This is a genomic window from Kribbella yunnanensis, assembly GCF_039529655.1.
In the GTDB taxonomy this organism is placed as follows: Bacteria; Actinomycetota; Actinomycetes; order Propionibacteriales; family Kribbellaceae; genus Kribbella; species Kribbella yunnanensis.
In genome coordinates, this window is record NZ_BAAANF010000015.1 from 106,273 (window position 1) to 130,570 (window position 24,298).

General features: G+C 67.4%; 26 protein-coding genes. 18 read left to right on the forward strand and 8 right to left on the reverse strand.

Annotated features, from left to right (window positions below; all coding sequences use genetic code 11):
• Positions 1–63: 63 nt before the first annotated feature.
• The 4 genes from ABD231_RS20305 to ABD231_RS20320 all read left to right on the forward strand — a co-directional run bounded on the left by ABD231_RS20305 (position 64) and on the right by ABD231_RS20320 (position 2,487).
• Positions 64–456 carry a Fur family transcriptional regulator gene (locus ABD231_RS20305; RefSeq protein ID WP_344154032.1) on the forward strand — a complete coding sequence of 131 codons (393 nt, stop codon included), beginning with the start codon at positions 64–66 and terminating at the stop codon, positions 454–456.
• 40 nt (positions 457–496) lie between these two features.
• Entirely contained in the window at positions 497–931 is a 435-nt protein-coding gene (locus ABD231_RS20310; RefSeq protein ID WP_344154035.1) for a MerR family transcriptional regulator, read from the forward strand.
• A complete protein-coding gene (locus ABD231_RS20315) occupies positions 928–1,902 on the forward strand; it encodes an aldo/keto reductase (RefSeq protein ID WP_344154038.1) in 975 nt (324 codons plus the stop codon). The genes ABD231_RS20310 and ABD231_RS20315 overlap by 4 nt, the downstream gene beginning before the upstream one ends.
• Before the next feature lie 90 nt (positions 1,903–1,992).
• Positions 1,993–2,487, forward strand: coding sequence for a GNAT family N-acetyltransferase (locus ABD231_RS20320; RefSeq protein ID WP_344154041.1), 495 nt, complete (start codon positions 1,993–1,995; stop codon positions 2,485–2,487).
• Here ABD231_RS20320 and ABD231_RS20325 read toward each other — a convergent pair.
• A complete protein-coding gene (locus ABD231_RS20325; RefSeq protein ID WP_344154044.1) occupies positions 2,484–3,578 on the reverse strand; it encodes an S-(hydroxymethyl)mycothiol dehydrogenase in 1,095 nt (364 codons plus the stop codon). The two genes, ABD231_RS20320 and ABD231_RS20325, sit on opposite strands and share 4 nt — an antisense overlap.
• Positions 3,579–3,820: 242 nt before the next feature.
• On the opposite strand from ABD231_RS20325, the gene ABD231_RS20330 reads away from it, so the two are divergent.
• The 4 genes from ABD231_RS20330 (at position 3,821) to ABD231_RS20345 (ending at position 7,443) form a co-directional block, all read left to right on the forward strand.
• Entirely contained in the window at positions 3,821–4,702 is an 882-nt protein-coding gene (locus tag ABD231_RS20330) for an ABC transporter ATP-binding protein (RefSeq protein ID WP_344154047.1), read from the forward strand.
• Entirely contained in the window at positions 4,699–5,514 is an 816-nt protein-coding gene (locus ABD231_RS20335) for an ABC transporter permease (RefSeq protein ID WP_344154050.1), read from the forward strand. The genes ABD231_RS20330 and ABD231_RS20335 overlap by 4 nt, the downstream gene beginning before the upstream one ends.
• An 85-nt stretch (positions 5,515–5,599) precedes the next feature.
• Complete coding sequence (locus tag ABD231_RS20340) at positions 5,600–6,802, forward strand: sensor histidine kinase (protein ID WP_344154053.1); 1,203 nt, start codon at positions 5,600–5,602, stop codon at positions 6,800–6,802.
• Entirely contained in the window at positions 6,799–7,443 is a 645-nt protein-coding gene (locus ABD231_RS20345; RefSeq protein ID WP_344154056.1) for a response regulator, read from the forward strand. The genes ABD231_RS20340 and ABD231_RS20345 overlap by 4 nt, the downstream gene beginning before the upstream one ends.
• Here the strand turns inward: ABD231_RS20345 and ABD231_RS20350 are convergent.
• Positions 7,424–8,278, reverse strand: a complete 855-nt coding sequence (locus ABD231_RS20350; protein WP_344154059.1) for an isoprenyl transferase — start codon at positions 8,276–8,278, stop codon at positions 7,424–7,426. The two genes, ABD231_RS20345 and ABD231_RS20350, sit on opposite strands and share 20 nt — an antisense overlap.
• Positions 8,279–8,332: 54 nt before the next feature.
• Between ABD231_RS20350 and ABD231_RS20355 the strand changes: the two genes are divergently transcribed.
• The 4 genes from ABD231_RS20355 (at position 8,333) to ABD231_RS20370 (ending at position 12,245) form a co-directional block, all read left to right on the forward strand.
• Positions 8,333–8,884, forward strand: coding sequence for a hypothetical protein (locus tag ABD231_RS20355; protein ID WP_344154062.1), 552 nt, complete (start codon positions 8,333–8,335; stop codon positions 8,882–8,884).
• A 958-nt stretch (positions 8,885–9,842) separates the two neighbouring features.
• On the forward strand, positions 9,843–10,568 hold the full coding sequence (locus ABD231_RS20360; protein WP_344154065.1) for a hypothetical protein: 726 nt from the start codon (positions 9,843–9,845) through the stop codon (positions 10,566–10,568).
• A gap of 37 nt (positions 10,569–10,605) precedes the next feature.
• Positions 10,606–11,058 carry a hypothetical protein gene (locus ABD231_RS20365; RefSeq protein WP_344154068.1) on the forward strand — a complete coding sequence of 151 codons (453 nt, stop codon included), beginning with the start codon at positions 10,606–10,608 and terminating at the stop codon, positions 11,056–11,058.
• Positions 11,059–11,060: 2 nt separating this feature from the next.
• The gene (locus ABD231_RS20370; protein ID WP_344154071.1) at positions 11,061–12,245 is read left to right on the forward strand and encodes a hypothetical protein; all 1,185 of its coding nucleotides are present in this window, start codon (positions 11,061–11,063) and stop codon (positions 12,243–12,245) included.
• 18 nt (positions 12,246–12,263) lie between these two features.
• On the opposite strand, the gene ABD231_RS20375 is transcribed toward ABD231_RS20370, so the two are convergent.
• Positions 12,264–13,439 carry a hypothetical protein gene (locus ABD231_RS20375; protein ID WP_344154074.1) on the reverse strand — a complete coding sequence of 392 codons (1,176 nt, stop codon included), beginning with the start codon at positions 13,437–13,439 and terminating at the stop codon, positions 12,264–12,266.
• 66 nt (positions 13,440–13,505) lie between these two features.
• On the opposite strand from ABD231_RS20375, the gene ABD231_RS20380 reads away from it, so the two are divergent.
• On the forward strand, positions 13,506–14,093 hold the full coding sequence (locus ABD231_RS20380) for a hypothetical protein (RefSeq protein WP_344154076.1): 588 nt from the start codon (positions 13,506–13,508) through the stop codon (positions 14,091–14,093).
• 71 nt (positions 14,094–14,164) lie between these two features.
• Here the strand turns inward: ABD231_RS20380 and ABD231_RS20385 are convergent, their stop codons facing one another.
• Together ABD231_RS20385 and ABD231_RS20390 are read right to left on the reverse strand one after the other, a co-directional pair.
• A complete protein-coding gene (locus ABD231_RS20385; RefSeq protein ID WP_344154079.1) occupies positions 14,165–14,944 on the reverse strand; it encodes a hypothetical protein in 780 nt (259 codons plus the stop codon).
• A gap of 212 nt (positions 14,945–15,156) precedes the next feature.
• Positions 15,157–15,513: a hypothetical protein gene (locus ABD231_RS20390; RefSeq protein ID WP_344154081.1), complete on the reverse strand. Its 357-nt coding sequence runs from the start codon at positions 15,511–15,513 to the stop codon at positions 15,157–15,159.
• A 344-nt stretch (positions 15,514–15,857) separates the two neighbouring features.
• Between ABD231_RS20390 and ABD231_RS20395 the strand changes: the two genes are divergently transcribed.
• Positions 15,858–16,355: a hypothetical protein gene (locus ABD231_RS20395; RefSeq protein ID WP_344154083.1), complete on the forward strand. Its 498-nt coding sequence runs from the start codon at positions 15,858–15,860 to the stop codon at positions 16,353–16,355.
• Positions 16,352–16,978: a hypothetical protein gene (locus ABD231_RS20400; RefSeq protein ID WP_344154085.1), complete on the forward strand. Its 627-nt coding sequence runs from the start codon at positions 16,352–16,354 to the stop codon at positions 16,976–16,978. Before ABD231_RS20395 ends, ABD231_RS20400 begins: the two co-directional genes overlap by 4 nt.
• Here the strand turns inward: ABD231_RS20400 and recO are convergent.
• Genes recO through ABD231_RS20415 form a run of 3 tightly spaced genes read right to left on the reverse strand, consistent with a single transcriptional unit; the run spans position 16,953 to position 19,570 of the window.
• Positions 16,953–17,714: a DNA repair protein RecO gene (recO, locus tag ABD231_RS20405; protein ID WP_344154088.1), complete on the reverse strand. Its 762-nt coding sequence runs from the start codon at positions 17,712–17,714 to the stop codon at positions 16,953–16,955. The two genes, ABD231_RS20400 and recO, sit on opposite strands and share 26 nt — an antisense overlap.
• Positions 17,715–17,726: 12 nt before the next feature.
• Positions 17,727–18,584 (reverse strand): SDR family oxidoreductase, encoded by an 858-nt coding sequence (locus ABD231_RS20410; protein WP_344154091.1) that lies wholly within the window; start codon positions 18,582–18,584, stop codon positions 17,727–17,729.
• On the reverse strand, positions 18,581–19,570 hold the full coding sequence (locus ABD231_RS20415; RefSeq protein ID WP_344154094.1) for an aldo/keto reductase: 990 nt from the start codon (positions 19,568–19,570) through the stop codon (positions 18,581–18,583). The genes ABD231_RS20410 and ABD231_RS20415 overlap by 4 nt, the downstream gene beginning before the upstream one ends.
• Positions 19,571–19,715: 145 nt before the next feature.
• On the opposite strand from ABD231_RS20415, the gene ABD231_RS20420 reads away from it, so the two are divergent.
• The 3 genes from ABD231_RS20420 to ABD231_RS20430 are packed head-to-tail and all read left to right on the forward strand — an operon-like array spanning position 19,716 to position 24,291.
• The gene (locus tag ABD231_RS20420) at positions 19,716–22,802 is read left to right on the forward strand and encodes an FtsX-like permease family protein (RefSeq protein WP_344154097.1); all 3,087 of its coding nucleotides are present in this window, start codon (positions 19,716–19,718) and stop codon (positions 22,800–22,802) included.
• A complete protein-coding gene (locus tag ABD231_RS20425) occupies positions 22,802–23,632 on the forward strand; it encodes an ABC transporter ATP-binding protein (protein WP_344154100.1) in 831 nt (276 codons plus the stop codon). Before ABD231_RS20420 ends, ABD231_RS20425 begins: the two co-directional genes overlap by 1 nt.
• Positions 23,629–24,291: an ABC transporter ATP-binding protein gene (locus tag ABD231_RS20430; RefSeq protein ID WP_344154102.1), complete on the forward strand. Its 663-nt coding sequence runs from the start codon at positions 23,629–23,631 to the stop codon at positions 24,289–24,291. Before ABD231_RS20425 ends, ABD231_RS20430 begins: the two co-directional genes overlap by 4 nt.
• The last annotated feature ends 7 nt before the right edge of the window (positions 24,292–24,298 follow it).

A 24,298-nucleotide genomic window follows, 5' to 3' on the forward strand; every position in this document is an offset into this window, starting at 1 on the left:
TTGCTGAGTTCTGAGACAATTGCTGGCGATGCCGCGGAAAAGCCGGTGAGGACAGGAGGAACGGTGGCCATCGGAACACGCTCGACCCGTCAGCGCGCAGCTGTCGCATTGGCGCTCGACGCGCTCGACGACTTCCGGACTGCCCAGGAGATCCACGCGCAACTCCGGTCCGCCGGGGAGGCCGTCGGGCTGACCACCGTGTACCGCACACTGCAGGCACTGGCCGATTCCCGCGAGGTCGACGTACTGCGGACGGCCGACGGCGAGACGGCGTACCGGCGCTGCTCGAAGGGTCACCACCACCACCTGGTCTGCCGCAACTGCGGCCGGACCGTGGAGGTCGAAGGGCCGGCCGTCGAGCGCTGGGCAGACAAGGTCGCCGCAGAGCACGGCTACGCCGACATCAGCCACACCCTGGAGATCTTCGGCACCTGCGCCGACTGCCAGAAGATCTGAACTTGCCTTAGAGCGCGCTCGAAGGTTTAGCGTCGAGGACATGGAAACGATCCTCGCCGCACCGGTCGATCTGACCCTGCTGGGCCTGCTCGAGCTGCCCGCGGACCTGCCGGAACGACTCTCGATCGCCGAGGCCGCCACGGCCACCGGACTGACCGCACACACTTTGCGGTACTACGAACGCGCCGGACTGATCACCGTCGCGCGGGACGAGTCCGGCTACCGGTCCTACGACCGGCAGGCGATGGCCCGGATCGTGTTCATCACGCGGCTGCGTGCGTCCGACATGCCGGTCGGTGCGATCAGCCACTACCTGGACCTCGTGGCGGCGGGCCCACGGACCGAGCCGGAACGGCTCGAGCTGATGCGCGCCCACCGGGCCACGATTCTCCGCCGCCTGCACGACCTGCAGGCGGCTCTCGCGGTGACCGATTACAAGATCGCCGCGTACACGCCATCTGGAGCAGATCAATGAAACTGGGTAATGAAGGCGCCGAGGTCAGCCAGCTCGGCCTGGGCTGTATGGGGATGAGCTTCGCGTACGGCGAGGCTGACGACACCGAATCGGTCGCGACTCTGCACCGCGCGCTCGACCTCGGGATCACCTTCCTCGACACCGCGGACATGTATGGGTTCGGGGCCAACGAGGAGCTGATCGGCCGGGCGCTCAAGGACCGCCGGGACGAGGTGTTCCTCGCGACCAAGTTCGGGATCGTCGGTGATCCGCGCGACCGCACCAAGCGCGGCGTGGACGGCTCCCCGGAGTACGTGCGGGCCGCGATCGACCGGTCGCTCAGCCGGCTCGGCGTCGACCACGTCGAGCTGTACTACCAGCATCGCGCGGATCCCGCCGTACCGATCGAGGAGACGGTCGGGGCGATGGCTTCCCTTGTGGAGGCCGGCAAGGTCCGGTACGTCGGATTGTCCGAGGCCTCGGCGGAGACCATCCGGCGAGCCCACGCCGTGCACCCGATCACCGCGGTGCAGTCGGAGTGGTCGCTGTTCAGCCGCGACATCGAGGAGTCGGTGCTGCCGACCTGCCGGGAGCTCGGGATCGGCATCGTGCCGTACTCGCCACTCGGCCGCGGCATGCTGACCGGCGCGCTGCCGGACCAACTCGCCGCGGACGACTTCCGCCGTACGCTCCCCCGCTTCAACGGCGAGAACCTGGACACCAACCTCGCGCTGGTCGACCGGGTCCGCGCGGTCGCAGCCGGACTCGGCGTGACACCGGGCCAGGTCGCGCTCGCCTGGGTGCTTGCTCAGGGCAACGATGTGGCGCCGATCCCGGGGACCAAGCGGCGGAAATACCTGGAGGAGAACGCTGGAGCACTCGACGTGGTGCTGAGCGAGGACGACCTGGTTGCGCTGTCCGGGCTCACGCCGGTCGGGACCCGCTACCCCGAGATGACCTGGGTCGACGGGAACACCGCACCGCTGGGTTGATAGACTGCCCGCAGCAAGCCTTCCGTACCGGATGATTCCGGTACGGAAGGCTTTTCTGCGTTCCGAGTGCATTCCGGGTGGAGGAGACTGATGACGGATCTGGCCGTACGGCGGTTCGACGCCGACGATCGAGTGGTGATGGAGCGGCTGTACCTGATGTTCCGGCACGACCTGTCCGAGTTCCAGGGGCAGCTACCGAACCCGGACGGGAGCTACCGCAGCGACTGGCTGGAGTCGGCGCTGACCGGCGATCCGGAGTGGGCGGGGTACATCTTCCACAGTGGTGAGCACCCGATCGGCTACTGCCTGATGCGTGCGCTGCAACAGCCGGTCCGGGTGCTGAACAGCTTCTTCATCGTGCGGCCGATGCGGCGCGGAGGTCTCGGACTGCGCGCGGTCCAGGAGGTGCTCGCGCAGCACCCCGGACCGTGCGAGGTCGCGTTCCAGGACAACAACGCGACCGCCGTCCGCTTCTGGCGCCGGGTCGCGACGACGATGTCCGGGGACGCCTGGACCGAGGAGCACCGCGCGATCCCCGGCAAACCCGACGCCCCTCAGGACACCTGGATCTCGTTCACGATCTAGACGAGGACAACCGACCGCAGTACGTCGCCGTGGTGCATCTTGGTGAAGGCGGCCTCCACGTCCTCGAGCGCGATCGTCTCGGAGACGAACCGATCGAGCGGCAGCCGACCCTGGAGATGCAAGTCGATGAGCAACGGGAAATCGCGGCTCGGCAGACAGTCGCCGTACCAGCTGGACTTGAGCGAACCGCCGCGACCGAAGAAGTCCAGCAACGGCATGTCGAGCCGCATGTCCGGCGTCGGTACCCCGACCAGCACGACAGTGCCGGCCAGGTCGCGCCCGTAGAACGCCTGCTTCCACGTCTCGGGCCGACCGACCGCGTCGATCACGACATCAGCGCCGTACCCACCGGTCAACTCCTGGATCGCCTCGACCACACCATCGTGGTCAAGGTCCTTGGAGTTGATCGCGTGCGTCGCGCCGAGCTCTCTCGCTGTGGCGAGTTTGCGCTCGTCGATATCCAGCGCGATCACCTTCGCCGCACCCGCCAAGCGCGCGCCGACCACGGCCGCCGTACCGACGCCGCCGGATCCGATGACCGCGACGGTGTCACCACGCCCGACGTTCCCGGTGTTGATGGCAGCACCAAGACCCGCCATCACGCCACACCCAAGCAACCCGGCAACCTCAGCCTTCGCCGCCGGATCCACCTTGGTGCACTGTCCCGCCGCAACCAGCGTCTTCTCCGCAAACGCCCCGATCCCGAGCGCCGGACTCAGCTCAGTCCCATCGCCAAGCGTCATCTTCTGCTTGGCGTTATGGGTGTTGAAGCAGTACCACGGCCGCCCACGCAGGCACGCACGACAGCTGCCACACACCGCCCGCCAATTCAGTACGACGAAGTCACCGGGCTGCACGTCCGAGACCCCATCCCCTACGCTCTCCACGATCCCCGCGGCCTCATGCCCCAGCAGGAACGGAAAGTCGTCGTTGATCCCACCCTCGCGATAATGCAGATCGGTATGACAAACCCCGCAAGCCTGGACCTCCACCACCGCCTCCCCCGGCCCAGGATCCGGAACATTGATCTCCTCGATCGACACCGGCGCACCCTTGGCCGCCGCCACCACACCACGCACCGTCTGTCCCATCCCCCGACGCTAACCGCCTGACCCAGCTCCCGTCAGCACCTGTGGCGTGGCGGATTTTCCGCGTCCCAACGACAGGACGTAGACGTCCACTACCCCGCCGCCGCACGCTCACGCCCCCGCCGGCGAGCGCGGAATCCTGCGACACATCCTGTCCTTCGGAGGATCGTGTCCACCGGTTGGGGGACAGCGGGTCAACCGGGCGGTGCTCCCCCGACCCCGGTCTCCGGCGGGAGAGTTGGGGCATGGAGACAGACAAGGCTGTGAGGGTGCGGGGGCTGGTGAAGCGGTACCCGGACAAGGTGGCGGTTGCGGGCGTGGATCTGGACATCTACCGCGGCGAGGTGTTCGCGCTGCTGGGGCCTAATGGGGCTGGTAAGACGACGACCGTGGAGATCCTGGAGGGGTATCGCCGGGCCGACGAGGGGCAGATCGACGTACTGGGCAGTGACCCGGCTCGGGCCGATCGGCAGTGGCGGGCGCGGATCGGGATTGTGGCGCAGTCGTCGCGGGACGAGGCTGAGCTGACGGTGGCTGAGCTGGTCCACCACTTCGCCGGGTACTACCCGTCACCGCGCGATCCCGAAGAGGTGATCGCTGCGGTCGGGTTGGAGGAGAAGCGGAAGACACGGACGCGGAAGCTGTCCGGTGGTCAGCGTCGCCGGCTCGATGTCGCGCTTGGGGTGATTGGGAACCCGGAACTGCTGTTCCTGGATGAGCCGACGACCGGGTTCGACCCCGAGGCGCGGCGGCAGTTCTGGACGTTGATCGAGAACCTGCGCACCGAGGGCACCACGATTCTGTTGACCACGCATTACCTGGACGAGGCCGAGCAGTTGGCCGACCGGGTCGGGGTCATCACCGACGGGAAGATGCTCGAGGTCGCGACTCCGGAGACGCTCGGCGGTCGTGGCGCACGGACGGCCCGGGTGTCTTGGTTGGCCGCGGATGGGATGCGGGAGATCCGCACCGACACCCCGACCGCGGAGGTGTCGCGACTCCTTGCGCAGTACGGCGGTGAAGTACCGGAGCTGCAGGTCCGTCGGCCCAGCCTGGAAGACATCTACCTGGAACTCATCGGCAAGGCCGAAACGGCGGAAGCCGACCTGGAAGGAGCAGTTCGATGAGCACCACGGTGAACCTGCCGTCGCCGCTGAAGGTCGGGGTATCGCGGACCAAGCTCGAGGTGAAGGAGTTCTTCCGGGAGCGCGAGCAGCTGATCTTCACGTTCTTCTTCCCGATCATCTTCCTGGCCATCTTCTCGGCCGTGTTCAGCAGCACCGACTTCTCCGGCGGGGTCACCGCCGCCACCTACTTCACGCCGGGGATGATTGCCTCCGGCATCTTCCTGTCGAGCTTCCAGTCGCTGTCGATCTCGATCGCGATCGAGCGCGACCAGGACGTGCTGAAGCGCCTGCGCGGCACGCCGATGTCCCCGCAGTCGTATTTCGCCGGGAAGATCGGGCTGGTACTGATCACCTCGATCCTGCAGTTCGGTCTGCTGCTGTTGATCGCCGGGCTCGTCCTCGACGTCAGCATCCCGACCGAGCCCGAGAAGTGGCTGCGGTTCCTGTGGATCTTCGTGCTCGGTACGGCGTCCGGCTCGGTGCTCGGGATCGCGTTCTCCGTCGTACCGCGGTCCGGTAAGGCGGCGTCCGCCGTCGTCACCCCGGTCGTCCTGCTGCTGCAGTTCATCTCCGGTGTGTACTTCGTCTACAGCAGCCTGCCGGCCTGGATGCGGACGCTCTCGGAGTTCTTCCCGCTCAAGTGGCTGGCTCAGGGCATGCGGTCGGTGTTCCTGCCGGACAGCTTCGAGTCCGTCGAGCCGGGTGGTTCCTGGCAACTCGGGACCGGGGCGATCGTGCTCAGCGTCTGGCTGGTCGTGGGACTCGTCATTGCCCAGCGGGTGTTCCGCTGGACCCGGCGGGACGCGGGCTGATGGACCACCTGTCCGGTACGGCGCGGGCGAGCGTCGTACCGGCGCGTTTGCTGCCTGGAGCCCGTCGTGGAGGAAGATGGTCGCCATGGAGGCGACTGCGGCGCGGGCGGACAAGGTGATCGGGGACCGCACCCTGCTCGGCTGGGACATCGTCTACTGGGTGATGCTCGCGATGACGCTGGCCGTCACGCTCACCTCGGGCACCTCGCACCGGTGGATCGCCGTCGGGGCGACCGTGCTGCTGGGTACGACGTACCAGTTCGTCGGGCGGCCGGCCATCCGGTCGCGGCGGCTGGTGCCGTCGTTCGTGTACCGCGTGGTGCTGATCGGCTGCCTGATGGTGATGGTCGGTCTGAGTCCGGCATCGGTCTTCATGATGTTCATCGCCTCGGCCCAGGTCTGGCTGCTGTCGCGGGATCTGCGGGACGGGATCGGGATGAGCGTGGCGCTCGTCTTCGGGTGCGGGACCGCGCAACTGTGGAGCGCCGGCTGGGGCTGGGCCGCCTTCTGGCAGATCCTCCCGTGGATGCTGGTCAGCCTGGTCGTCAGCCTGTTGTTCGGGATCTGGATCGAGCGAGTCATCGCCGAGAGCCAGCAACGCGCCGTACTGATCGATGAGTTGCACGCGGCCCGCGACGAGCTCGCCGAGGCGCACCACAGCGCCGGTGTGATGGCGGAGCGGGAGCGGATGGCGCGGGAGATCCATGACACGCTCGCGCAGGGGATGACGAGCATCGTGATGCTGTCGCAGACCGGTGCGGCCGAGCTGGCGCGCGGCGGTGACGGCGTGGCCGCCCGCCTGGCCCAGATCGAGGCCACCGCCCGGGAGAACCTGGCCGAAGCGCGGGCGTTGGTTGCCGCGTTCACCCCGGTTGTGTTGTCCGAGGCAACATTGACCGAGGTACTGCGGCGGCAGGGCGAACGCTTTGCCGCCGAAACCGGCGTCGATGTCCAGGTGCTGCTAGATCTCGACGAGTCCGAGGTCGTCGCGCTTCCGCAGTCCCAGCAGGTCGTTCTGCTGCGGGCGGCGCAGGAGGCGCTGGCGAACATTCGTAAGCACGCTCGGGCGACTTCGGTGCTGATCACACTCGGTCTGTCGGAGGGGCGCGTCAGTATCTCGATCCGCGACGACGGGTCGGGGTTCTCGGTGGCTGAACCGTCGATGGGCTTCGGGTTGGCCGCTATGCGCGGTCGCGTCGAAGAGTCCGGCGGTACGGTCCAAGTCGAGAGCTCGCCCGGGCACGGCACTACAGTCCAGGTCCTCATCCCAGTTCAGGAGGGCGCGTGATTCGCGTACTGGTCGTCGACGACCACCCCGTGGTGCGATCCGGCCTGATCGGCATGCTGTCCGTCACTGACGACATCACGGTGGTTGGCGAGGCCGGGGATGGGTCGGAGGCGTTGGCACTGGTCGAGTCGACGCGGCCGGACGTCGTACTGATGGATCTGCGGATGCCGCGGACCGACGGGGTGACGGCGACTGGGGCGATCGCGTCCGGGTATCCGGCGACCAAGGTGCTGGTGTTGACGACGTACGACACGGATACCGACATCCTGCACGCTGTTGAGGCGGGTGCGACGGGGTATCTGCTGAAGGACACGCCGCATGCTGAGCTTCTGGACGGGATCCGCGCTGCTGCCCGTGGTGAGACCGTGCTGGCGCCGCCGGTCGCTGCGCGGCTGATGTCCCGTCTGCGTACGCCTGCTCCGTCTGCTGTAGTTGCGCCTTCGCCGCGCGAGCTGCAGGTGCTCGCCGCTGTCGCCCGCGGGCTCAGCAATGCGGAGATCGGTCGGGAGCTCTACATCGGCGAAGCCACGGTGAAGACGCACCTGCAACGCCTCTTCACCAAACTCGACGTCGACGACCGCACCCGCGCCGTCACCGTCGCTCTCGAACTGGGGCTGCTCCCTAACCCTCGCTCCGGCTGACTTGATTCACGGTGACTTCGTTCGGTACGGCGCCGCCGTACCGGCGGTCGCGCTGCGCGTAGATCTCGATCGCCCGCCACAGATCGCGGCGGTCGAAGTCCGGCCACAACGTGTTCAGGAACACCATCTCGGCGTACGCGAGCTGCCACACCAGGAAGTTCGACGTCCGCTGCTCCCCCGACGACCGCACGAACAGATCCACCGGCGGCACCTCCGGGTGGTACAGATGCCGCGCGATCGTCTTCTCGGTAATGCGATCCGGGCTGAGCTTGCCCGCGGCAACGTCCTGGGCGATCGACTTCATCGCATCCGCGATCTCCGCCTGCCCACCGTAGTTCACGCAGAACTGCAGCGTGATCGTGTCGTTGTCCTTCGTCCGCTCCTGCGCATACTCCAGCTCGTCGATCACGCTCTTCCACAACCGCGGCCGGCGCCCCGACCACACCACCCGCACCCCCATCGCGTCCAACTCGTCCCGCCGCCGATGGATGACATCCCGGTTGAACCCCATCAGGAACCGCACCTCCTCCGGCGACCGCGCCCAGTTCTCCGTCGAGAACGCGTACGCCGAGATGTACTTCACCCCGATGTCGATCCCACCCTTGATCACATCCAGCAGACTCGCCTCGCCCGCCTTGTGCCCCTCAGTCCGAGCCAGCCCCCGCTGCTTGGCCCACCGCCCGTTCCCATCCATCACGATCGCCACATGCTCCGGCACCAACTCCTTAGGCACCTCCGGCGCCCGAGCCCCACTCGGATGCGGATCCGGCGCCACCACAACCTTCTCCCCCACCCGCTCCAACCCACGACCCCGACGACGACCCAATGGCGACATACCCAAATCCTCCCCTACCCTCACACCGGCCCACACCACGACCCCGGAGCCCTCATGCCCTCCCGTCTCCTTCTCGCCGTCGCCCTCCTGACCCTCACCGCCTGCACCCCCGCGCCCGCACCCACCCCACCACCGCAGCCGACTCCGCGCTGGACCCTCGAAGAACAGACCGCCGTCACCGCCGCCACCACCCAGTACGCAAAGTCCCGAGCCGCCTACGCCGCCGCCCTCCAACACCCCACCACCGCAACCCGAGCCACCCTCGAAGCCGCCGGCATGTCCGGCTCCTGGCTCGACAGCGCCGTAGAACACGCCGACTACTTCCGCACCCACAAGATCCGCCGTACCGGCGCCTCCAAGATCCTCTCCACCGACCCCCTCTGGGTCAGCCTCAGCGACCCCACCCCCGCCGTAGTCCTCAAAACCTGCCTCGACGACTCCCCCGTCACCGAACACGACCCCGCCGAGAAAACCCCCTTCACCACCACCCGCCACCGCCTCGTCGAAGCCCGCCTCCTCCACCTCCCCACCGGCTGGTCCCTAACCGCCGAATCCCCCAGCCCCGACACAGCCCAACCCCCACCCCCCGGCCACCCCACCTGCTAGCCCTGCCACAACCAGCAACCTGTGGATAACCCACCCCCTCCGTCACCCTCCGTATGACACCCTTAACCCACCCCACCCAGAACGGAGCCCCCATGCCCCGCCGACCACCCCTCGGACCCGCCACCGCAGCCCTCTGCGCCCTCCTAGCGCTAACCGCCTGCCAAGGCTCCCCAGAGGCAGGTCGCCCCAACACAACCCCACCACCAACCTCCTCAACGCCGACACCAACGGGTCCCTCGACACCCGCCTGGACGGCAGAGGAGCAGGCGGCGATTGATGCTGCCAAGACCCGGTACGTCGCCGCCCGCGCGGCAGTCGATCGCGCACAAGAGGATCCCAGCACGGCAAGTCATGCGAAGCTCGAGGCATCAGGTAACGGCGGCGCCTTCCTCCAAGACGTCGTGAAGGATCTGGTTTTTCTCCGTGACCGTGGCTTGTACCGCTCAGGGACAACCAAGGTCAGCTCGACGGTCGCAGTTGCTGCAGACGTCAGCGCCGCCCGACCTGTAGTCGTACTCCGCAGCTGTATCGACGGCTCCGACAGGGTCTTGCGCTACCGAGCAACCAAGAAGCCGGTTCCGGTGGCCTCGGGCGACGGGGCCCGCCATACGGTGGAGGCTCGACTTACGCTGGCACCATCGAGCGCTGGTAGTCAGATGTGGATTCTCATCGAAGTGAAAACGCTGAAACCATGCTGAACCGACTCAGCGCGGTCTTGGCACTTGTGATCTTCCTCGTCTGCGGCTCGATTTCACCCGCCACCGCGGGGGACAAGCCGCCCCCACCAGGTCCGGGATACATCTGGTACTGCGACCCGTCTGGTACAGGCTGTTACTGGATTCTCAGCAGTAATGTTCCGACGGAGCCTAAGAAGCCAGACCCAGGCGAGGGACCCTCAAAAACCAAGAAGCCCATCTGTACGTTCAAGGGCGCCCCTCAGGCATGCTCGGATGCGATCTTGGGCAACTGGTCCAACAGCCGCCAGTGCTACATGCAGCGCGAGAACCCTCCGCCACCGTTCGACGACTACCGCTGGCAGGGTCACACCGACGGGAGCATCTGGGCCTGCACGCGTCAGCAGGGTTATGACGAAGGCGAGCACCTCGTGACTGAGTGGGTTTGGTTGCCTGGTGAGCCTGACACGGTGGTGATTGATCCGGTGACGTTGGCCTATCGGGCTATCGCCTCGATGCAGCTCGCGCCGCCGCTGGTGAAGAGTGCGCCGGGCGCGGGGCAGGTCGGTCTGGTGAATATGCCGGTTTGGTTGTGGGTTACCAAGACGGAGAACACGTGGGGACCGATCAAGCGGGAGGCCAGTGTTCCTGGGCTGACTGTTACGGCGACTGCTCAGGTCGCCGCCATCGACTGGACGATGGGCGACGGGAAGACGGTTCGGTGCAAAGGGGCCGGTACGCCGTACGTGAAGTCGATGGGAATCAAGGACTCGCCGGACTGTGGGCACCGGTACACGAAGACGTCTAGCAAGCTCAAGGACTGCAAGTACCCGGTGACTGCCACCGCCCGGTGGGAGATCGAGTGGCAGAGCACACTCGGCGATACCGGCCAGATCAATCTGACCCAGGACGCCGCCACACAACTGCGGATCGGTGAGGCTGTACCCGTGCTGGTTGACCCTGAGGACAGCGCCGTGAAGGTGCCGCAGAAGGCCGGCTGCGGGGCCTAAGGTGGCGGGGTTCGGGTAATGCTTGAGAGGAGGATCGGTGCAGTTCAGGGAGTTCAGTGCTGCTTACAACACGGCGAAGCGGCGGATCCAGCGTGAGGGCGCTGAGGCAGTGGCGCCTGCTGAGAAGCATCTGGAGGCGATGCTGCCGGAGCTGGAATCCGATGAGGATCGTCGGGTTGGCGGCAACCTGATCAAGCGACTGCCGCGGTACGCCGTACCGGCTGAGCCTCCGACTGCGTTGATGCTCGAGGCGATGGCTGTTGAGCGGGAGGCTTTCGAGTCACCGGGCACGGCCGAGGAGCGCATCGCGATCATGGCTGAGGCTCGACGGCGGATCTTCGAGATCGCAGAGCGTGCTCCCGCGGACGACGCTCCCAGCATCCGTGGCTTGACGCGTGGCCTGGAACACCTCGAGGACAACCTCCGCGATCCGTACTGGCCGTTCGACGGACCGGATGACCCTGACAGGCCCCGAGACAGCGACCGCTGATCGTGGCTGTCATCCGGATCGACCCGGCGTCGGAGGGGTACCGGCAGTTCGTCCGCCTGTACGAGACCGCTCGGTCGCTGCGACCCAGCGAACTCGATCGCTGGAACGGCGAGCTCTACGCCACGGTCGGGGAAGGCAAGAACTGGGGCAGTCTGCGGAGGGACGGCTCCCTCCAACTGTCGCAGGAGCTCGTCCTCGACCATCTGGGTCCTGACGCTGCTCCGCAAGACCAGGTTCAAGCGCTCACGACCATCTTGCACGAAGCGAACCATGCCCGGGTCGAGATCAAGGCTCCCGAGGAACCCAACGCCGTACTGTCCAGTCACTCGAAGGCACTCGACGAAGGTCTCACCGAGTGGGTTTCTGTCAGTGATGTCGCGGAGTACGCCGACCGCGCGGGGTACGGCGACCTGCCCGACCCCAAGCCTGCCTATCCGTCAGCCTACGGAGCCACCGAAGCACTCCTCGAGTACGCCGCCGGCCCGGAGGGAGCCGCCGACCTCGCAGATCGAACCATCGACGCCCCTGTGACGATGCGCTGGGATGTGATCGCGGACGAGATCGTCAAGAACAAACTGGCCGGCGTCGTACCGCAGGGCCCCGAGCATCAGCAGGCCGCTCGTGCTGAGCTGATCAACGCGATGACCACCTCGAGCTGGCAGGGACTGGACGAGTCGCGGGTGGATATCAGCGGCGCGGTGGCTGCGGAGACCGATCAGGCGTTGGACCAGGCGACCCAGCGGATTCAGAACCACTACGCCCGGCGCCCCGAAACGCCGTACCCGGCGAACACGCCGAACTTCTTGATTGCCAAGCAACAGGAGACTTCTCAGAAGCTCGACAGCTCGCAGGAGCGAGTGGTGCGCCGCGGCGACGAGGTCGACCTCACGAACCTGCCGCCGCCGCACGCCGGCAGTCGGGTAGAAGGAGCACGGCGGGGTACAGGGCCGGGCAGCCGGGAGCGCGGTGAACGGCCCGCGACTGGTCGCCCATCGGCGGGGCAATCGGCCGGTGAGCCAGTGAGTGCCGGGGCTGGGTGGCGGTTTCTCAGTGGGTCGGCGCCGGCGGGTGAGGCGGTTCGGCATCGGCCGGTGCTGGGGAATGGGGCTCGCGGGGCTGGGGCGTCGGGTGGTGGGCGCGGCGGAGTGGAGCGGCCGGTGAGTCCCACTGACCGTGGGCGCGGCTGACGTCGTACGGCGTGGTCGTCATTGTCGGGGACGCGTGTGGCGCTTTCGGATGAGCAGTGGGCCAGCCAGCAGGAGGGCAGGTAGCCAGCAGAGGAGGAGCCAGGGCAGGCGCCACCACCAGGTGAGCGGGCTGGCCGTGGGAGTGGTTGGGCCGTTCGTTGATGTTGCTGTTGCGGACCAGGCGACGAAGGCGTCTCCGACGGGGATGAGGCCGAAGGCGTAGCGCTTCGTGGTCAGGCCGGTGAGCGGGGCTCCCAGGACCTCACCGACTCGCAGTAGGGCATCTCCGAGCGGGTCGTTGTGGATCCGGGCCGCTCCGGCCGTCACGACGGTGGCGGACAGACTGACGCCGAGCACCAGCGGTCCCGAGTCAACGTCGCCCGAACCGCTCAGACCCTTCGGGTACTCGCGGACGCCGGGACCGTAGGTAGTCACAAACTTGTCCCGGAACAGCTGGTATTGCGAACGGGCGAACTCGCGGTCGATCTCCGGCAGGAATCGCTGGACGATGCTTTGAGACGTTGCCCGCGCACCCGTTGGTCCTGGTTCGGCCTGATGTGGCATCAGGCCGGTGCCAGGGTCCAGGCGTTGATGCACCAACTCGAGCCAGCGCCCACGCGTCTGTGTGAAGTGCGGCGTCGTGATGCGATCGTGCAGTGCCAAGGAAGCGATCGCCACAGTTGAGTCGACCGGCCAGGCCTGGCCCGGATAGGCCATCAGGTAGGGAGATGCCGCTGCATCGAAGGCCTTGGCGATCTCGATCGAGGACTGGGTGTACTCGTTGAGCGCACTGTTGTCGAGAGTGCCGATGGCGCCGCGCAACCAGTTCGTCCAGCCGGCATGGAAGATGCCGTACGGCGGATCGAGGCGGTGCTCGAAGGGCGCCGTACCGTCGGTGGACCGCAGACGGTCAAGTGCCCAGCGGGCCTCCCGGACAGCCTCTGCCTCGTATTCCGGGTCTGATGTTGCCACCTGCACCCAAGTGAGTCCGTACAGCACATTCAGGAAGAAGTAGCCCTCGGGGAACAACGCCTGCGACTCATGGTCGGCACCGTCGTCGATCGTCGCCCGCAAGAAGTGGAGTTGCTTGACCGCTCCGCCTACCGGATCCGGCCGCGGTCCAGCCAGGCGCCAGGTCCCGGTAAGGCCGGCCAGAACAGTCACGACGATCAGTCCCCAGCGCAGCGCTTTCACGTCGCGAGTCTGCCACTGCGAAGGGACATCAGATCTGCCCGTGCGCGGTGCCATAGGGTTCTGGCCGTGGCTGAAACCGATGTGCTCGTCCTGCGGCCGGGTGCGGGCCCGCGCCGCCAGGTCCTCCTGATCGTCGCGGTCATCTCGGCGGCCCTCCTGCTCGGCGGCATCAATGCCGGCGGCCGGCCTGCGTTGATCACCTGCATCGGCCTCATCCTGCTGCTGGCCGGGACCGTCGCTGTGTACCTGCGGGTCTCCCGCATCGTCGTCACCCCGACCGAGATCTCGGCGCGCGGTCTGACCTTCCACCGCCGTCGCGACCGTGCGCTCGCCGCCTCGGTGATCCGGGCCACGGTGGTTCAGCCAGGGGCCACCTCCGAAACCATCGTCATCCTCGATCCCGGCGGACACGCCCTGCTCAGCCTCAACGGCGCCCTCTATTCGGACGCCGATCGCGGCCGCCTGATCGGCTACCTCGGACTACCCACCAGCGGCCCGGCCCAACCGGTCAGCTTTGTGCAACTGAGCCGCGAGGTGCCCGGCTCCGTAGGCTGGGCCGGGCGACACCCGATCGGGGTCATTCTGCTCTGCACCCTCGGCTTCGCGGTCATCGCGCTGGTTCTCGGAACCATGCTCTGGCTCCTGATGGATTGACCAGCTCACAACGAAGTTTCTCGCGCGCAGCTGACGTCGTACGGCGTGCTTGTCGGCGCGATCGCTGCGTGTCAGGCGCAGCGGCGGGGCGGCGTGATCACCTTCACTGGGTCGCCGTTGGGGTCGACCAGGACCGGGCGAAGGTCGGTGACGCGGAGTGGGACGGAGCGGGTGAAGTCGAGCGGGATGTCGCCCTCCATGCCGCCACCGGTCCAGTGGACGTTCCAGTAGGCGGTTGCGCTCACTTGGTAGGTGCCGGACTTCTCGCAGCGCGAGGTCTTCTGGTACCTGTGGCCGCAAGTCGGCGAGTCGGCGATGTCCTTGAGAGACTTGCCGGCCGCATCTGCGCGACTGAACGGAGTACCTGCCCCCTTACAGGTAACGACTTTCCCGCCACCCATCGACCACTCGATGCGATCGACGGTACCGTTCGCCTCGATCGTGACACCACCGAGCGTGGCGCGTTTGGTCTGCGGCCCAGTAGTCGTCTGCCCCGGGTCGGTCACCCACATCCAGATCGGCACATTCACGATGCCTTCGCGGGTCGCACTCTGCACGTAGGGCGACAACCCCAGATGCGGCGCCACGAAATTCATCGTCGCCACGACCTGGCGAGCTGCCTCCCGCGGGTCCATCGTCGCGGGCTCCCCTGGCTCCCGGATCACTGACTCGAACCGCTCGATCCCCTCCGGACGACCGCCCACGACATCGAGGATCTTCCAGCACCGATAGAACTTGGTGCCGGGTTTGTACGGTCTGCCGTCGCCGAACAAGGTCGAGGGCGAGTCCACCGGGGTGAGGTAACAGCCGGAGGCTGCATCGAAGAACCCATCAGCCGTTCGACACGGCACCTGCCGTCCCTCAAAGAAACACCCCGTCCTGCTCACCGGCTCGGTCCCTCCCTCCTTCAGGGGATCATCCGGGTCCTCGGAGATTTCCATCCGGCACTGGCCGGTGACCACGTCTACGTCGCACGCAGGCGGACCGCCCCCGGGACCTGCGGCGGCCGCGGGGAGAGGAATCACCCCACTGGCAACAACAGCGAGCGTCGCCAAGCAGGCCCTCAACATTTGGCCGCTTCATTCTTGCCTTTGACGACCTTCCATTGTTCGCCGAACAGCTTGAGCTGGCGCGTGTCGATCCAACGGGCCGGCGTACCTGGTTTCCTGACGCTCTTACCGGTGGAGTCGATGGCGTCGACGCCGGAAGCGTCGATGCAGGCCTCGACCGAGGCAGTCACGATATGACCGCCAACCGGCTTCCCAATCGCGGAAGGCTTCGCCCAGACCACTTTCAAGCTGCCGACCGACTTGATCTTCCGGCCGCGATAGGTCTCCGCCTGGTTCTGGGACACAGCCAATTCGACATCGGCGGCTACAGCCGGCAAGTCCCTGGTGTCGACCCCACCACTCGACGTCATCTTGTCAAGGACCTCAAGGTACCGCCGGTACGCCGCTACAGCCGCCGAGCCGGCGGCTTCAGGGTCCGCAACCGGCGTAGCCGAGCTACTAGGAGCCACGCTGGGAGTGAACGGCGGCGGTTTGGGGTTGTCGGGGCCGCAGGCGGTGAGGGCGGTGACCCCAACAAGGGCTGCCGTTGTGATGAGCCGCCTGAGCATTGGTCCTCCGTCGAAGGGTTCGTTACGGACAGTGGCAGTGTTTCATACGGCGGGTGCTCGGCTGCCGAGTTATCCACAGGGGCCACGTTTTCGGCGGACTGTGGATAACTTGCGCGGGTCGGAGGCAAAGGCAATAGATTCGGGCCATGAGCGGACTGGCTTCGGTGGATGAGGTTCGGGCGGACCTGAGCGAGGTCTTGAGACGGTTTCGGGCGGAGCGGCTCTGGGCGTTCAGTTTTGGGGATGGGGGGCCTGAGGCGGTGATGCTGAGTTATGACGAGTTCGAGGATCTTGGGGGTGCGCATAAGTTCGCTGTGGGGGACGAGGTGGTGTCGCCGGAGGAGTTGGCTGGGCGGTTGGGGGGGATCGTCGAGGCGGTACGGCGAGGGGGCGGCGTACCGGTGGTTTGGGGGGTGGATGGGGAGCCGGAGGCGGTGGTGATGTCTACGGCGCAGTACCGGGAGTTGCGGGGGGACGATCAGCCGCCGGCTGGGGTGGTGGACGACCCGACGGTGCGGGTTTATGCGTCGGAGCCGTTGCCGGGTAGCCGGCCGTTGGACCTCGATGAGTGGGCGGCCCGGATGGGGCCGGAGACACAAGAGATCCTGGAGGAGCTGCGCCGCGAGGACCGTGAAGGTCGGTGACCGGGTATCTGCTGATCGCGGGACCGGAGTTCGATCTCGACTATCGGCGGATCGACGCGGCTGCGCAGCGGAATCCGGGCGGGCCTGAGGCGGTGCTGCGGCGGCAGGTTCTGCGGGCCATGCTGGATCTGGCCAATGGACGGTCGGACGGGCATCACGGCCTCGGATACGAGCCTGGCAAGGGAGATCTGCGGGATTGTGTGACGGAGTACGTGCGCTCCGACCCGCAGTACAAGGCCGATCACCGGTTGGTGTTCCGGGAGATGGCACCGGGAGCTCCAGACGGCCCGCCCCGGCGCGAGTTGCTGGCGATTCGGCATCGGCGCGGGTCGAACAACGTGTACGCACATGTTTGTGCGCGGCTGGGGCGGCAGATGTTCGACCGCCAGCCTGGGTTGGATCGGTTCGACGGAATGACCGGCGGAAACCGTGCGGAGCGCCAGGCCGAGTTGGATGTGCGGCGGGCGATCGCTCATGCGTGGGATGGGCAGCAGCCGTTGCGGTCGTCGCGGCCGTTGACGGTTGGGGGGCCGCGAGCTCCGGCCGGCGGAGGTACGGCTGTAGCGCGGGAGCGGCCGCGGGGTGCGCGGGCGGGGGCTACTGGGTGGCCTGAGCGGGGTTAGCTCTGGGGGTCAGGTCCAGGTGGGGTAGGGAGCGGAGTTGGTGGTCTTGGTGGTAGGTGAAGAAGGCTGCTATGAGGCTGGTGGCTTCTCGGCGGGTTCGGGGGTCGGCTTGGAGGGCGGTGGGCCAGTCGCCGGTGAGGAGGGCGGCTAGGTGGGTGACTGTGGTGGGGGCGGGCATGGCTGAGGCTGGGGGGCGGCAGGTGGCGCAGACTACGCCGCCGGCGGCTGGGTTGAAGGCTCGGTGGGGGCCTTCTTCTCCGCAGCGGGCGCAGTCGCCGAAGGAGGGGGCGTAGCCGGAGATGGCCAGGGCCCGCAACAAGAAAGAGTCCAGGACCAGGGCCGGTTCTCGTTCGCCGGTGGAGAGGACTCGGAGGGCGCCGGCCAGGAGGAGGTGGTGCTGGGTGGCGGGTTCTTTTTCTTCTACTACCAGGCGGTCTGTGGTCTCCAACAAGACTGTGCCGGTGGTGTAGCGGGCGTAGTCGTTGACAATGCCTTCGCCGTAGGCGGAGATGGAGACGGCTTGGGTGACTACGTCCAGGGTGCGGCCGGTGGCCAGCTGGAGGTCTACGTGGCTGAAGGGTTCGAGGCGGGCGCCGAAGCGGGACGACGTACGGCGGACGCCCTTGACGACGGCGCGGACCTTGCCGTTGGCGCGGGTCAGGAGCGTGGCGATGCGGTCTGCTTCACCCAGTTTGTGGGTGCGCAGCACGATCGCCTCATCGCGGTAGAGCGGCACCTGGACAGTGTCTCACCCGGCGCCGACAAGTTGCTCGAGGCTGCGAGCGGGACGGCCGGTGAGGTCGGCGACGGCGGCGGAGACTGTGCTGAGTTCGCCGGAGGCGATGGCGGCGTAGGAAGTTACCCAGCCTGCTACCTCCCAGGCGGGGGCGCCGTAGGACTCGCGGGAGCGGTAGGCCTCGTCGAGGGTTTCGGGCTCGTAGCGGACCGGTCGGTCCCAGGCAGCAGCCAGTACGGCGGCCGCCTCGGCCAGCGTGAAGGCGGACGGCCCCGTGAGGTCGTACGTCGCACCGGAATGCCCGTCCGAGGTCAGTACGGCGAAGGCCGACGCGGCCACGTCATCGCGGGCGACTGCGGCCACGCGGCCGTCGCCGGCTGGGCCGCGGATGGTGCCGTCCTCGCCGACGAAGCCGGGGACGAAGTCGAGGTAGAGATTGTCGCGGAGGAAGGTGAAGTCGACGCCGGTACCGCGGATGTGTTGCTCGGTGTGCCAGTGGTCGCGGGCGAAGGTGAAGGTGGCGTCGGGAGCAGCACCCGCGAAGGACGTGTACACGATCCGCTGTACGCCGGCCGCGACCGCCGCGTCGACGGTTGCCTTGTGCAAGGAAACCCGGTCGGCGGATTCGGTTGCGCTGAGCAACATCAACGTGTCGATGCCGTCGAGCGCGTCGAGCAGCGCGGAGTGCTCACCGTAGGCGGCGACGGCGACTGTGGCTCCCGGCAACGAAGGAGCCCGGGAGGCGTCGCGGACCAGGAGACGCTGCGGTACGTCGGCCGCCGCCAGCAGCCGAGCAATCCGGGAACCGAGCTGACCGGTCGACCCGGTCAAGGCGATCCCCCCTGGAGCAGCGCGACCGGGCCCGGTCATTTACCCACCAGGCCCATCGCGCCGGCCGAGTAGCGCTCCCCCGCCACGTCCAGATCCGGCGGGAAGGCCGCGTCCAGCGCCTCGAGCTCGGAAGCGGTCAGCTCAACGTCGAGCGCACCCAGGTTCTCGGAGAGGTACTTGCGGCGCTTCGTGCCCGGGATCGGGACGATGTCGTTGCCCTGGGCCAGCAACCAGGCAAGCGCCAGCTGGCCCGGCGTGATACCGCGCGCCGAAGCCAGCTCCTGCACGCGAGCGACCAGATCCAGGTTCCGCTGGAAGTTTTCGCCACTGAACCGCGGCAGTCCGCGCCGCGCGTCGTCCGGCTCGAAATCGTCCGGCGACTTCAGCTGCCCGGTGAGGAACCCGCGTCCGAGCGGGCTGAACGGTACGAACCCGATCCCGAGCTCACGCAGCGTCGGCAGTACGACGGTCTCCGGGTCGCGCGTCCACAACGACCACTCGCTCTGTACGGCGGTGATCGGGTGCACGGCATGCGCGGCCCGGACCGTGTCGCCGTTCACCTCGGACAGGCCGAGGTACCGGACCTTTCCAGCGGACACCTGCGAAGCCATCGCCCCAACCGTCTCCTCAATAGGCACCTGAGGATCACGCCGGTGCAGGTACCAGAGGTCGACGTGGTCGACCCCGAGCCGCCGTAGTGAGGCATCCAGTGCCTCGACCGCGTACGACGGACTCCCGTCGACCCCGCTCGGCATCGCCGCACCGGTCTGCGGCTTGAAGCCGAACTTGGTCGCCAGCACCACCTGATCCCGGCGACCGGCCAGCGCGCGGCCGAGCAGCGACTCGTTGGCGCCGTTGCCGTAGATATCGGCGGTGTCCAGGAAGGTGCAGCCCGCGTCGATCGCCGCGTGCACGGTCGCGATCGACTCGGTCTCGTCCGACGTCACGCCGTACGACTGGGACATCCCCATACAGCCGAGGCCGAGGCGGGAGACGGTCAGGTCACCGAGCTGGGATTCACTCATGCCCCCGAACCTATCGCGCGCGGGCCACGCCCTAGCCACCCGGTGACCAGATTCCTGCGCAGGCAACAACTCCGTGACATTTTGCCGTGATCGGCCGCCGCGGACGCCGGTTTCCGTATCTTCACAGCGAGTGAGGGGGTGGCTGATGTTCCTGCGCAAAGCGCTGCGCTACCGCTGGGCCCAGGCCATGGTGCTCGCCGGGATCAGCTTGCTGATCGGGACGTGTGCCGTGTTCGCGCCGTGGTTCTCCCGCGCGGTCGAGCAAACGGTGATGACCGAAACGCTCACCGGTCAGGCGCTGCCGGGTGCCTGGAAGCTGTCGTCCAGGACCGGGGTGCTGGAGGCTGGCGATCCGGCGACGCTCGACCAGCTCGTGCCGGCCGACCTCAGACCGCTCTTCACTCCCCCGCTGCACGGCATGAAGAGCGACCTGACCTGGCGAGTGCCGTCGATGCTCCGCGACGAACAGTCGATCGCAGGCGCCCTGGTGTGGCGGGACGGCTACTGTGCGCAACTCACCGTGGTCGAAGGCCGCTGTCCGCAACGGCCGAACGAGGTGATCGCCTCACTCGCGGACAAGACGACCTGGAAGTTCAAGCTCGGCTCGTCCGTGCAGGCCAAGCCGAGTGAGAACGTCAACGGCAGCGGCCAACTGACCGTGGTCGGCTTCTACCGGCCGCAGCAGCCACGCGGCGAGTACTGGTTCGGCCAGTACCCGACCGGGCACTCCCGCGCACCATCCGACCTGGACCCCGGCGGCACGGATCACTTCTTCGCCGACCGCAGCACGTTCACCGGCAAGGTCTGGGCGCCTCGCCTCAGTTCAAACACCCGCGTCATCCCCGGCGTCGCCCGAATCAACGACCTCGTCCGGCTCCAGGACGCGACGACCAAGGTGAACGGGAACGCCGTCGAGCTTGGGATCAACGCCGAGAACACGTCGTCCCTGGCCACCGTCGTCGACCAGATCCAGAACCAGCGGTCGCAGGGCCGCACGATCATCCCGCTGGTGATGGTCCAGGTCGCTCTGTTCGGCGTCGTCGTACTGGCGCTCGCACTCGGTGCAGTGGTCGACCAGCGGCGTCCGGAGATCGCTCTCTCGCGACTCCGCGGCGCATCAATCCGCCGTACGGCGCGCAGTCTGATCATCGAGTTGGGAATCCCGGTGCTGATCGGGACGGTGTCCGGTCTGGCGTCCGGATTCGGTCTGCTGCTGATCGCGCGCGCAAGCTGGCTCCGGTACGGCGCTCCGCTCGAACTGCCGTGGACCGTACCGGCGGCGCTGGTCCTGGCGGTCGTGGTCGCGCTGCTGGTCGTGGTGTTCCAAGTCCGCGGCGCGGTTCGGCAGACGATCTCGAGCCTGTTGCGCCGGGTCGCCGCGCGCGGCCGGGGTTGGACGGTCGGCGTTGTCGACCTCTGCATCATCGTGTTCGCGGTCGCCGGGCTCGCCGCCGCGATGACCGGTGACGGTCGAGGACCGCTCCCGGTGCTCACGCCTGCGCTGCTCTCCCTTGCGGTCGGGCTGACGTTCGCGCACTTGCTGCTGCCGACCGCCGGGTTGATCAGTCGGCGGGCCGCACGCCGCGGCCGACTGGGGCTGGCGCTCGGGGCGCTGCAGATCTCTCGCCGACCGGCGGTGACCCGGATCGTCGCTGCGGTCGCGGTGGCGGGCGGTCTGCTCGCGTTCGCCGGTCAGGCCGCATCGGTCGGTGATCACAACCGCGAGACCCGTGCCGGGTATGAGGTCGGCGCGCAGGCCGTGCTGAAGATGAACGCGCTGTCGCTCGGCGACTTCACCAAGACGATCAACGAGATCGACCCGGAGCGCTCGTGGTTCACGCCGGTCGTGATGGCGCGGCCGCCGGCGCCGGACTCGCTGAAGACGATGATGATCGAGCCGGAGAGTTTCCGCCGAGTCGCGTTCCGCGGCGATCAGCTGACCGACGCGGCCGGCTGGCAGGCCTTGGCCGCACCGAAGCATCAGCCGATCGAGTTCCGCAGTTCGAAGCTGACGATGACGGCGGCTGTCGGTTCGGTTAAGTTGCTGGACAATCCGAACCCGGGTGGTCCGGAGTACGCGCCGGCCCGGTCCGTGGTGCTGCGGGCGCTCGTAGTCAGCCAACGGACAGGCAGCCGCATGCTGGTCTCGTTCCCACCGTTGCCTCTGACAACTAAGCAGCCGGTCCCGCTGACCGCTTCGGTCGATTGCCTTGGTGGGTGCCAGTTGCTGCAGCTTGGATTCGGGCGCGAGGTGCTGGACCAGGGTGGGGTCGCGGCGGATGTTGCCATCAGCAAGGTCTCCACTGAGGATCACCCGTCGATCACGCTCGGGACGTCGGCGGACTGGAAGGGTGTCGAGCACCTCGGCGGAGACCAGGGCAGGATAGCGGCGAAGTCTGGCGGTTTGCTGACGTTGTCGGTGCGGAGCTTTAGCGACGACCAACTGCTGCAGTACGCGACTGTGCCGACGACGGTGCCGGCTGTCGTGACGCCGGAGTTCCGGTACGCCGATGGGTCGACCACCAGCCCGGCGAGCGACGGTACGCCGATGTTTGTCGGCAAGCTGGGTAATGTCACCGGGCCGGTCAACCGGTACCCGGATCGGACCGCGGTGGTCGATCTCGAGACGGTACGGCGACTGGGCGGCGGGCTGGACGAGTTCGCCACGGACTTCGAGTTGTGGCTGAACGATGCCGGGCTGGCCCATGTCGACGAGATCACGGCAGCTCTTGGGAAGGCCGGATACACCGCGGATCTGGCGGACGTGCGGTCGGAGCGGATCGCGTCGTACGGGCGGTCGGCTAGTGCGTTGACACTGCAGTTGACGCCGGTGGTCGGGATTGCGTCGTGGGCGCTGGCGATCGTCGTACTGCTGCTGACCGTGGTGACGTCATGGCGGTCGCGGGCTCAGGACTACGCGAGCCTGCGGATTACCGGCGTACCGGCTCCGGTGACGGGACGGGCTGCGCGTTGGGAGCAGACCGGCCCGGTCGCGTTGGCTGTGTTGCTGGGGTCTGCGTGTGGAGTGGTTGGGGCGCAGATTGCGCTGCCGTTGATTCCGCTGTTCGCCGATACGGGTGGGCCTTATCCGTTGGAGCTGGCGACGAACTGGCCGGTGGCGTTCGCGTTGTGGGGCGGCGGGACGGTCGTGCTCGCCGTGGCGACGTTGCTGCTGGGCAGCGGGGTGAACCGGCGGGCGTCGTACAGCCGGATCCGGGAGGAGTTGACCTGATGAGTGGTTTGGCGATCAGCACTACCGGGCTGGTGCATATCTATCGGGCGCACGGTCATGACGTGGCTGCGCTGTCCGGGATCGGGATCACCGTGCGGCCGGGTGAGTTGGTTGGGTTGCTCGGGCCTTCTGGTGCTGGGAAATCGACGTTGCTGCAGCTGTGTGGCGGGTTGCTGACGCCTAGCGCGGGGCGGCTGCAGATTGGTGAGCACAACCTGGCGACGATGACCGAGGCTGAGCTGGATCGGATGCGGTCCGGGGATGTCGGGATCGTGTTGCAGGGGGCTGGGCGGAATCTCATTCCTTATCTGTCGCCGTTGGACAATGTGCGGTACGCGCAGCAGGCGGCGCCGCGGGATCGCGAGGTTCCGGAGGCGATCGACGTACTGGAGTTGGTGGGCCTGCGGGAGCAGGCTGGGCGTGCGTTGAGTGCGCTCACGCCGGGGCAGGTGCAGTTGTGTGCGGTCGCGGTGGGGATCGCGACGATGCCGGGGTTGCTGCTGGCGGATGAGCCGACTAGTCAATTGGATCACAATGCGCGCGACGAAGTGCTGGCGGCGATCCGGACGATCAATCATCGGACCGGTATGACGGTTCTGCTGATCACGCATGATCCTGAGGTTGCTGCCGCGCTTCCGCGGACGATCACGATTCGGGACGGGCGGATCGCGGCGGAGGGGCGGTCCGGTGAGGAGTACGCCGTGGTGGCGACCGACGGGTCGTTGCCGCTGCCGCCGCATGTCGCGGAGCTCTTGCCGGCGGGGACGCTCGTGCAGGTGACGATCGAGGACGGTCAGGTTCGGTTGAGCCCGGTGGAGGGAGCGCAATGATCTCCGTCGCAGGCGTGACGGTCGCGTACGGCGATCTGGTGGCGGTCGACGACGTGTCGTTCGACGTCCCGCCCGGTTTCGTGCTCGCGGTCAGCGGGCCGTCGGGCGCCGGGAAGAGTTCGTTGCTATGGGCAATCGCCGGGGCGGTCGAGGTGCTGACCGGGAAGGTCACGGTCGACGATCTGGTCATCTCCGACCGCCCGGCCGCAGCGGCGCACGGCGTCGTACTGATCCCGCAAGGGAACGGGCTCGCGCGGGTGCTGACAGCCCGCGAGAACCTCACCATCCCGCTACTCGCCGGCGGTCGTGACCCGGACGAGGTGCAGGCCGCCGCCGAGGCCGTCCTGGAGGCCGTCGGACTGGCCGAGAGCGGTGACCACCTGGTCGAAGAGCTCTCCGGCGGCGAGCAGCAGCGCGTCGCAGTGGCGCGCGGTATCGCCCAGGGCGGCCGCGTAATCCTCGCCGACGAGTCCACCAGCGAACTCGACAGTACCAACCGCGAACGCGTCCTCACCCTCCTCCGCACCCAAGCCGACCGCGGCGCCGCCGTCGTCATCGCCACCCACGACCCCACCGTCGCCGACGCCGCCGACGGCCATGCCGTCATGGACGAAGGCCGCCTCTCCTGGGCCCGCCGGTTGTCAGTAGATCGCCCGTAGCCCTCAG

Bases quoted from the DNA above. Each gene is read 5' to 3' on its own strand.
- ABD231_RS20310 (WP_344154035.1), top strand. From the start codon at position 497: ATGGAAACGATCCTCGCCGCACCGGTCGATCTGACCCTGCTGGGCCTG.
- ABD231_RS20315 (WP_344154038.1), top strand. From the start codon at position 928: ATGAAACTGGGTAATGAAGGCGCCGAGGTCAGCCAGCTCGGCCTGGGC.
- ABD231_RS20320 (WP_344154041.1), top strand. From the start codon at position 1,993: ATGACGGATCTGGCCGTACGGCGGTTCGACGCCGACGATCGAGTGGTG.
- ABD231_RS20325 (WP_344154044.1), bottom strand. From the start codon at position 3,578: ATGGGACAGACGGTGCGTGGTGTGGTGGCGGCGGCCAAGGGTGCGCCG.
- ABD231_RS20330 (WP_344154047.1), top strand. From the start codon at position 3,821: ATGGAGACAGACAAGGCTGTGAGGGTGCGGGGGCTGGTGAAGCGGTAC.
- ABD231_RS20335 (WP_344154050.1), top strand. From the start codon at position 4,699: ATGAGCACCACGGTGAACCTGCCGTCGCCGCTGAAGGTCGGGGTATCG.
- ABD231_RS20340 (WP_344154053.1), top strand. From the start codon at position 5,600: ATGGAGGCGACTGCGGCGCGGGCGGACAAGGTGATCGGGGACCGCACC.
- ABD231_RS20350 (WP_344154059.1), bottom strand. From the start codon at position 8,278: ATGTCGCCATTGGGTCGTCGTCGGGGTCGTGGGTTGGAGCGGGTGGGG.
- ABD231_RS20355 (WP_344154062.1), top strand. From the start codon at position 8,333: ATGCCCTCCCGTCTCCTTCTCGCCGTCGCCCTCCTGACCCTCACCGCC.
- ABD231_RS20390 (WP_344154081.1), bottom strand. From the start codon at position 15,513: ATGACGTCGAGTGGTGGGGTCGACACCAGGGACTTGCCGGCTGTAGCC.
- ABD231_RS20395 (WP_344154083.1), top strand. From the start codon at position 15,858: ATGAGCGGACTGGCTTCGGTGGATGAGGTTCGGGCGGACCTGAGCGAG.
- ABD231_RS20410 (WP_344154091.1), bottom strand. From the start codon at position 18,584: ATGACCGGGCCCGGTCGCGCTGCTCCAGGGGGGATCGCCTTGACCGGG.
- ABD231_RS20415 (WP_344154094.1), bottom strand. From the start codon at position 19,570: ATGAGTGAATCCCAGCTCGGTGACCTGACCGTCTCCCGCCTCGGCCTC.
- ABD231_RS20420 (WP_344154097.1), top strand. From the start codon at position 19,716: ATGTTCCTGCGCAAAGCGCTGCGCTACCGCTGGGCCCAGGCCATGGTG.
- ABD231_RS20425 (WP_344154100.1), top strand. From the start codon at position 22,802: ATGAGTGGTTTGGCGATCAGCACTACCGGGCTGGTGCATATCTATCGG.
- ABD231_RS20430 (WP_344154102.1), top strand. From the start codon at position 23,629: ATGATCTCCGTCGCAGGCGTGACGGTCGCGTACGGCGATCTGGTGGCG.